The sequence below is a fragment of the Burkholderia sp. Se-20378 genome, from assembly GCF_017104665.1.
Taxonomy (GTDB): domain Bacteria; phylum Pseudomonadota; class Gammaproteobacteria; order Burkholderiales; family Burkholderiaceae; genus Burkholderia; species Burkholderia lata.
The window spans coordinates 1-7,393 of record NZ_JAAGPG010000434.1; the positions used below are offsets into that span (position 1 = coordinate 1).

Annotated in this window: 8 protein-coding genes; 7 read left to right on the forward strand and 1 reads right to left on the reverse strand. The window is 65.6% G+C overall.

Features of this window, described 5'->3' with window-relative positions:
- The coding region (locus G3N93_RS30360; RefSeq protein WP_206134608.1) for a glycosyltransferase family 87 protein at positions 1-899 on the reverse strand (899 nt) is incomplete at its 3' end.
- A 1,055-nt stretch (positions 900-1,954) separates the two neighbouring features.
- Here G3N93_RS30360 and G3N93_RS30365 point away from each other — a divergent pair.
- From G3N93_RS30365 to G3N93_RS30395, 7 genes are all read left to right on the forward strand, one after another.
- Positions 1,955-2,146: a Flp family type IVb pilin gene (locus tag G3N93_RS30365; protein ID WP_174933108.1), complete on the forward strand. Its 192-nt coding sequence runs from the start codon at positions 1,955-1,957 to the stop codon at positions 2,144-2,146.
- A gap of 140 nt (positions 2,147-2,286) precedes the next feature.
- Positions 2,287-2,478 (forward strand): Flp family type IVb pilin, encoded by a 192-nt coding sequence (locus tag G3N93_RS30370; RefSeq protein ID WP_111020645.1) that lies wholly within the window; start codon positions 2,287-2,289, stop codon positions 2,476-2,478.
- An 82-nt stretch (positions 2,479-2,560) separates the two neighbouring features.
- Entirely contained in the window at positions 2,561-2,767 is a 207-nt protein-coding gene (locus G3N93_RS30375) for a Flp family type IVb pilin (protein ID WP_206123352.1), read from the forward strand.
- A gap of 36 nt (positions 2,768-2,803) precedes the next feature.
- Entirely contained in the window at positions 2,804-3,346 is a 543-nt protein-coding gene (locus tag G3N93_RS30380; RefSeq protein WP_174933104.1) for a prepilin peptidase, read from the forward strand.
- A 32-nt stretch (positions 3,347-3,378) separates the two neighbouring features.
- Complete coding sequence (locus G3N93_RS30385) at positions 3,379-4,779, forward strand: ATP-binding protein (RefSeq protein ID WP_206123353.1); 1,401 nt, start codon at positions 3,379-3,381, stop codon at positions 4,777-4,779.
- A 35-nt stretch (positions 4,780-4,814) separates the two neighbouring features.
- Positions 4,815-5,654, forward strand: a complete 840-nt coding sequence (gene cpaB / locus G3N93_RS30390) for a Flp pilus assembly protein CpaB (RefSeq protein ID WP_174933100.1) — start codon at positions 4,815-4,817, stop codon at positions 5,652-5,654.
- A 99-nt stretch (positions 5,655-5,753) separates the two neighbouring features.
- Positions 5,754-7,393 (forward strand): type II and III secretion system protein family protein (locus tag G3N93_RS30395; protein WP_206134609.1); only part of this gene is annotated, 1,640 nt, incomplete at its 3' end.

Sequence of the window (7,393 nt, forward strand, 5' to 3'; positions counted from 1 at the left end):
CCCGCTTCCCCCTCCCGCCGCTCGCCCGATCCCCCCGGCCGGCCGGCGGGCCGCAATGCGGCGAACGGCGTCGGCGACGGGAGCCAGTACGACGGGAGCATGAAATGCTGGTCGCGCACCGTCGACAGTGCCTGACTCAACCCGTGCAGTGAGCCGGTGCCGGCCAGCGCGATGCCGGCGGCCGCGAACAGGGCCGCGGTGATCGCGGCCGCCGCGAACGTGCGCCATGCACGTGCCGCGATCAGCACGACCGGGAACACCATGGCCAGTTGCGGCTTGATCGCGAGCAGCCCGATCAGCACGCCGGCGACGATCGGGCGCTTGCCGAGCAGATGCAGCGCGAGCGCGGCGATGCCGGCGGTCAGGATGCTGTTCTGGCCAAACAGCGCGGCCATGCATACGGCGGAATACGCGACCACGACGAGCGCCGCGGCACGCGGCACGGGAAGATGCGCGCGCAATCCCGACAACCGCGAGACGGCGAGCGCGTAGCATAAAAGACTGCCCGCGAAAAAGAGGATATATGCGGGCAGGAAAGGCACAAGGGCAACCGGAGCGATGAACAGCAACATCGTCGGCGGATAGAGCCAGGGAAGCGGCCGGTGCTGCAGATACGCACCGAAGTGCGCGAACTCGGCCTGCAGGAATGTAGAGGAGTCGTAGACCGATGCGGCGTGGCCTTGCAACACCAGGTGCGATGCGGTCCAGAAGACCGAGAAATCGACGCCGGGGAGGGCGATGGCGTTCGACGTGAAGCCGTTCGTCACGATGCCCCAGGTAACCAGCAGCGCAGCAAAGAGCATCAGCATGATGCAGCTGTACGGAATGATCCGGTCGGCTGTCAGCCATTGAGCGCGGCGTATTGCACGCCCGCGCATTTCGCGGTTGGCTGTGTACATGATTCCCCGTCTGTAGTGGAGGCTGCTTGGGTCATCGCAGCCGTTTCATGTTGTGTGTCGTGCCTGCGGATCGAATCGCTCTGAAATGGCGTTGTCCGGTGAGTTCATTGTTGAAGAAAAAATCGCGTGTTGCAAATCACCCGTTGAAAGCCGGGATTGAGTTTGACTGGTGAAGGGCGTGAAAACGGGATTTTCTGGTATGAGAAATCCACGCGGACGGATTTTATGTTTCTGCATTGAAACATTCCGTCATTTCGACCGGCTGGGCATCCCGCCGATCCGGTAAAACGCGACCGGCTTCGCTCGTTCGGGAAAATCCCGAGCAGAAATTTTTGCTCCTTGTCGCAGCGCGGCTGCGGGCGTTCCGGCTTACAACGCTTGCGGGAAAACATATATCAAATTTGAAACATTTTCGGCGCCGTGCCGCCGAGCGGGAACCGCATGCATCGCCGAAACCCTTGACAGGCCTGGATTTCGTCTCGGGTGGCCTGCTCTTTGCGTAAGCGTTGGCACGGCAGTCGACGAGGTGACGACCGGGCGGTTCCAGCAGAAGACGGGCGGAACCAGCTTCGGAATCACCTGCGGAAAGGAAGGCCGGAGCGCGTCGGGGAACACGCAGCTCCAGGTCGATTAACCGAGCAAGACTTCGTCGAATGACCAACGAGACCCTGTATCGTCAGGGCAATAAGAAATCGGCATGGCTGTATATGGGGAATAAAAATGAAAGACCACAGCACATTGCGGCTCGCAAACCGCGTTAAAGACACATTGCAGCTTTGCCGGGAGTTTATCTCCCGTTCAACTGGATTCCATGCGTCGAACGGCCGTCGTGCCGTTCCGGTCGATCGGATCGTCCGGTTCATCCGGCCGGTCGCACCGTACACGCCTCGTTCGCTCTCTGCGTCACTGATACCCGTTCGTGCGGACAGGGGTGTGCATCCCCGCTCCCGCAGCTGAGCGTCGCGTTCCGATTTTTCGAGTAGTGCCGGTGGTGCCCACCCCCGACGTCATGATTGACGAAGGGAATTAAATAGCAGTCCGAAAGGAGAATGCTCATGTCAAGAATGATCGAAAAGATCGCGTGGTTCATCCAGGACCAGGACGGTGTGACGGCCATCGAATACGGCCTGATTGCCGCACTGATCGCGATCGGCATCGTCGTCGCGCTGACGACGATCGGTACGGATCTGAAGACCGTATTCAGCACGGTCGCCGCGGATCTGGACTCGATAGTAGCGGGCATCTGATGGATGGTACGGCAAGCGAATCATTCAACTCGTTTGTCTGCACCACACGGCATTAACGACATTCCTCGACGTATCGATGCACGGTCAACCGACCAGCCGGCACGCGAGGACCATGAAATTCACTACGCAAGGAGATCATCATGTCCAAGTTCATTCAACAAGCCAGCCGTTTCGTTCGTGACGAAGATGGTGTCACCGCCATCGAATACGGCCTGATCGCCGCACTGATCGCAGTCGGCATCATCCTCGCGCTGTCGACCATCGGGAAGGACCTCAAGACCGTGTTCAGCACGATCGCGGCCGACCTGGATTCGGCGGTAGCAGGCCTCTGATGGATCGTGCCGTGGGCGGCTCGGCCGGTGCAGCGTTCGAGCCGTCCCCGGCGATCTGATCAACCGGGAACCGGAGACCATCATGCGAGCCACGATGCGTGTCGTACGCCGCTGGATCAGCGACGAGCAGGGCGTGACGTCGATCGAATATGCATTGCTCGGCGCGATGTTCGCCGTCGCGGTGCTGGGTAGCGTCGTCACGCTGAAAGGCTCGCTTGCCGATACGTACGAGGTGATCGCAACGGCCGTCACGGCCGCGGTCGCCACCGCGCTGGCAATGGTTTCCTGATCCACCGATTCCATCGATTCGACTGCGAGGTTCGCCATGCTCCCTGTTGCGCCGCCTTACCCGGTTCCGTTGTGCGTGACGCTGCTCGCGGTCGCCGCGGCCAGCACGGACATCGCGACCCGCCGCATTCCGAACCGTCTCGTCCTGCTCGGCCTGGCCGGTGCGCTGGTTTCCCAGTGCATGTTGCACGGCGTCCTGGCCGGCGTACTCGGATGGCTCGCCGGTGCCGCGACCGGCTTCGCGCTGCTGTTGCCGTTCTACCTGTTGCGCGGCATGGCGGCCGGCGACGTGAAGCTGATGCTCGCGATCGGCGCGTGGGTCGGCGCGGAAATGACGTTTTACATCGTGCTGGCCACCTTCGTGGCCGGCGGGATCGGCGCCATCGCCTACGCGCTGCTGCGCGGGCGGATGCGCCAGATGTGGGCGAACGTGCGCGCATTGATTGCGCGGCGGCGCTCGCAAGGCGCGAGCGCCGAGGCCGCCGGCAGCCCCGTCGAAATCGCATCGGTCGGCACGCTGCCGTACGGCGTGGCGATCGCGGCCGGCACGCTGGGCATGCTGTTCGCATCGTGCGCATAGCGCGACGCATCCGCAACGAGGATGGAACGATCATGAACACGAACCACACCGAACCGAGACGCGACGCACAGGTGGCACGGCTGCCCGATCCGTTGCCGTCGCGGGAAGTGCATACGAAGCTGGGCGCCCAGTTGCCGGCGGCGCCGCGCTCGCTCGAGGAAACCGGGTTGAGCATGACGTTCGTCGCCGGCCTCGTGCTGAAGTCGACGCTGATGCTCGGGCGCCCGTCGTACGGCGACCTGGTCGAACGGCACTGCCTGCCGCTCGCGGTGCTCGACGACGTCTTCGCCTTCCTGGTGCGCGAGCATCTCGTCGAGCTCACCCATCGCGGCGCGACCGATCTCGACGTGACGTTCCGCCTGACCGACGCGGGCCGCGTGCTCGCGCTGGAAGAACGGTCGCGCAGCGGCTACAGCGGGCCCGCGCCGGTGACGCTCGATGCCTATCTCGAGTGCCTGAACGCGCATTCGGTACGCAAGCTGCACATCAGCCAGGACGAAGTGTGGGCGGCCTTCGAAGGCATCGTGATCGACACGTCGGTGCTCGATGCGGCGGCTGCCGCGCTGAACGCGGGCCGTCCGCTGCTGATCTACGGTCCGGCCGGCAGCGGCAAGACCTTCCTCGCCGAGCGGCTCGGCTCGCTGATGCACGGCCGCGTGCCGGTGCCGCACGCGATCTGCGCGGCCGGCGAAGTGATCCAGATGTACGACCCGCTCGTCCATGTCGACGCGGGCGTACAGTCCGGCGGCCAGTCGGTCGATCGCCGCTGGCGTCTGTGCAAGCGGCCGGTCGTGATGTCGGGCGGCGAACTGACGCTCGACGAGCTCGACCTGCGCCGCGATGAGGCCGCCGGCTTCTACCAGGCGCCGCCGCACATGAAGGCGAACATGGGCATGTACGTCGTTGACGATCTTGGCCGCCAGCGCGTCGAGCCGCGCGACCTGCTCAATCGCTGGCTGCGCCCGCTCGATCGCGGCGTCGATTTCCTGACGCTCGAATCCGGCAACCGCTTCGTGATGCCGTTCGACGTCTGGCCGGTGTTCTCGAGCAACCTGTCGCCGGACCAGCTTGGCGACGACGCGTTCCTGCGCCGCCTCGGTTCGAAGCTGCACGTCGGTGCGATGTCGATCGACGACTACCGTGCCGTGTACAACGCGGCCTGCGCATCGCTGGGACTCGTATCGGCGAGCGATGCATTCGACTACCTGCTGCATCGGCTGCACCTGCCGACCGGCAAGGCGTTTCTCGCCTGTTTCCCGGCGGACCTGCTGCGTCTCGTGGCTGCCGGCGCGCGTTACCGCGGCGATCCGCCCGAGGTGACGCACGACGCACTGTACGACGCGTGGGCGAGTTATTTCGGCGCGGCACCCGAACGTGACGGCAGCCATCCGCCGCCTGTCGAGCGCGGTGGCCGTACGTTCGTTACCGGTTGAGCCGTTTCTTTCACGATTCGTCGAGGAGCATTGCCATGAAAAACAGTCGAGCGGTCATGATGCTGGTCGTCGCGATGGTCGCGGGTCTTGCCGCGGTCGTGTTCGCGTCCCACTGGCTGGTGCAGACATCCACGAGTTCGGTCACGCCGGTCGCGGTGGCCACCACCGACCTCAACCTGGGCGAACCGCTCGGGCCGAACCAGATCCACATGGTCAGCTGGCCGTCGGGCAGCGTGCCCACCGGTGCGTTCACCGATACGAAGGGGCTCGAAGGGCGCGTCGTGCGCACCAGCCTGTCACGCGGCGAGCCGGTGATCGAGTCGAAGCTCGCGCCGGTCGGCACGAAGGGCGGGCTGTCCGCGGTCATCGCCGATGGCAGCCGCGCGATCACGGTGCGCGTGAACGACGTGGTCGGCGTCGCCGGCTTCGCGCTGCCGGGCAACTACGTCGACGTGATCGTCAACACGCAGGAACAGCAGGGCAAGACCGACGGGCAGAGCATCTCGAAGATCGTGCTCGAGCACATCCTCGTGCTCGCCGTCGCGCAGCAGGTCAGCCGCGACGACACGGCGCCGAAGGTGGTCAACGCGGTGACGCTGGAAGTCACGCCCGACCAGGCCGAACGCCTCGACCTCGCACGCAGCGTCGGCACGCTGTCGCTCGTGCTGCGCAACCAGGTCGACCAGAAGACGCTGAACACCGACGGCGCGACCAAGCTGACGCTGCTCGGCAAGGAGCCCGCACCCGAAGCGGCGCCCGCACCGGTCCGTGTGAAGACGGTCCGTGTGCACGTCGCATCGCACGCGGCGCCGGAAGTACGGCGCGACTGCGTCGGCGTGCTGACGGGCGTGAAGGGCAGCGTCGAGTGCTTCTGAATCAATTCACTGCAGCCACATAAACGGCCGCCGGCATCGCGCGGCGGCCCTGGAAGTCGATAACCGGCACGGCGCCGGTCTCTCGGGGGATCAGACGAAATGAAGATCAAACCGCAATGCACAGGTACCGGCCCGCTGCGGACGCGCGTGGCACGGGGCACGATGATGGCCGCGATCCTCTGTTCGGGATGGCTGACCGTTTATGGCGCACTCGCGCAGGAAGGCATCGAGTCGGCCGTGCTGACGAAGGGCGGCGCCAGCGCGCCGGCCGCGGTCGGCAAGGGGCCGATGCAGATGACGATCAGCATGGCGCCGGTTGCGGCCGCCGCACCCGCCGCATCGGCGGGGCCGCTGCGCGGACCGAACTGCGTCGGCGCCGTGCGCGAATCGACGAGTGTCAGCGTGCCGCTCGGCAAGTCGCTGCTGGTGCCGATGCCGGAGCCGGTCCGCAATCGGACGATCGGCAATCCGGCCGTCGCGCAGGCCACGATGGTATCGCCGCAGACGCTGTACATCCTCGGGCTCGCGGTCGGCACGACCAACATGATCGTGCAGGGCAGGAGCGGTGCATGTCGCGTGATCGACGTCGCGGTCGGCGCGGACGCCGGCGGCCTGCAGGCGTCGCTGACGCAGCTGATGCCGAACGAGCGCGACATCCATGTATCGACCGCCGCCGGCACGATCGTGCTGGCCGGCACCGTGTCCAGCTCGATGGCCGCGCAGCAGGCCGTGCAGATCGCCCGTGCGTATGGTGACAGCGCGGGCGATCCGGCGGGCGGCGGCAAGGCGGGCGGCGGGGTGCTCAACATGCTGAACGTCACGTCGCCGCAGCAGGTGATGCTCGAGGTGAAGGTGGCCGAGGTGTCGAAGACGCTGATCAACCAGATGGGCAGCGCGCTCAACATCCAGGGCGGGTTCGGTTCGTGGAGCGGCGCGCTGGTCAGCAACCTGCTCGCGGGCGTCGCAACCGGGATCGCGTTCAGCAAGGCGAACAACAAGCCGTTCAACCTCGCGGCCGACGCGCAGAACACCGACAACCTGGTCAAGATCCTCGCGGAGCCGAATCTCGTGACGATCAGCGGCCAGGAAGCGACGTTCCTCGCCGGCGGCAAGATCTTCATCCCGATCCCGCAAAGCAGCGGCAACGGCACGTCGTCGATCACGCTGCAGGAAGAGGAGTTCGGCGTCGCGCTGAAGTTCACGCCGACGGTGCTGGGCAACGGCCGGATCAGCCTGAAGGTCGCGCCGGAAGTGTCGGAGCTGTCGCAGACGGGCGTCACGCTGAGCGCGACCAACATTGGCGGTACGTCGATCCTGCCGCTGATCACGACGCGGCGCGCGTCGACGACGGTCCAGATGGGCGACGGCGAAACGTTCGCGATCGGCGGGCTGATCAAGGACAACGGGACCGGCGCGCTGAAGGCGCTCCCGGGTGTCGGCGAAATTCCCGTGCTCGGCGCGCTGCTCCGCAGTACCTCGTTCCAGCAGGACCGCACCGAGCTGATCTTCGTGATCACGCCGCACCTCGTGAAGCCGCTGCAGACCGCCGACGTGCCGCTGCCGACCGACAGCTTCTCGAAGCCGAACGAAGTCGATGTGTATGCGACGGGCAACATGGAAGGCCGCGGCGGCGTCCGCAAGCCGGGTGCACAACCGGCGAACGGCGCGGCAGCAGCACCGCAGGCACCGGCTCAAGCGCCCGCACCGGCGCCGCAATCGGAAGCGCCCGCCGGTCCGGC

Coding starts and splice junctions, on each gene's coding strand:
- G3N93_RS30365 (WP_174933108.1), top strand. CDS start 1,955: ATGTCAAGAATGATCGAAAAGATCGCGTGGTTCATCCAGGACCAGGAC.
- G3N93_RS30370 (WP_111020645.1), top strand. CDS start 2,287: ATGTCCAAGTTCATTCAACAAGCCAGCCGTTTCGTTCGTGACGAAGAT.
- G3N93_RS30375 (WP_206123352.1), top strand. CDS start 2,561: ATGCGAGCCACGATGCGTGTCGTACGCCGCTGGATCAGCGACGAGCAG.
- G3N93_RS30380 (WP_174933104.1), top strand. CDS start 2,804: ATGCTCCCTGTTGCGCCGCCTTACCCGGTTCCGTTGTGCGTGACGCTG.
- G3N93_RS30385 (WP_206123353.1), top strand. CDS start 3,379: ATGAACACGAACCACACCGAACCGAGACGCGACGCACAGGTGGCACGG.
- cpaB (WP_174933100.1), top strand. CDS start 4,815: ATGAAAAACAGTCGAGCGGTCATGATGCTGGTCGTCGCGATGGTCGCG.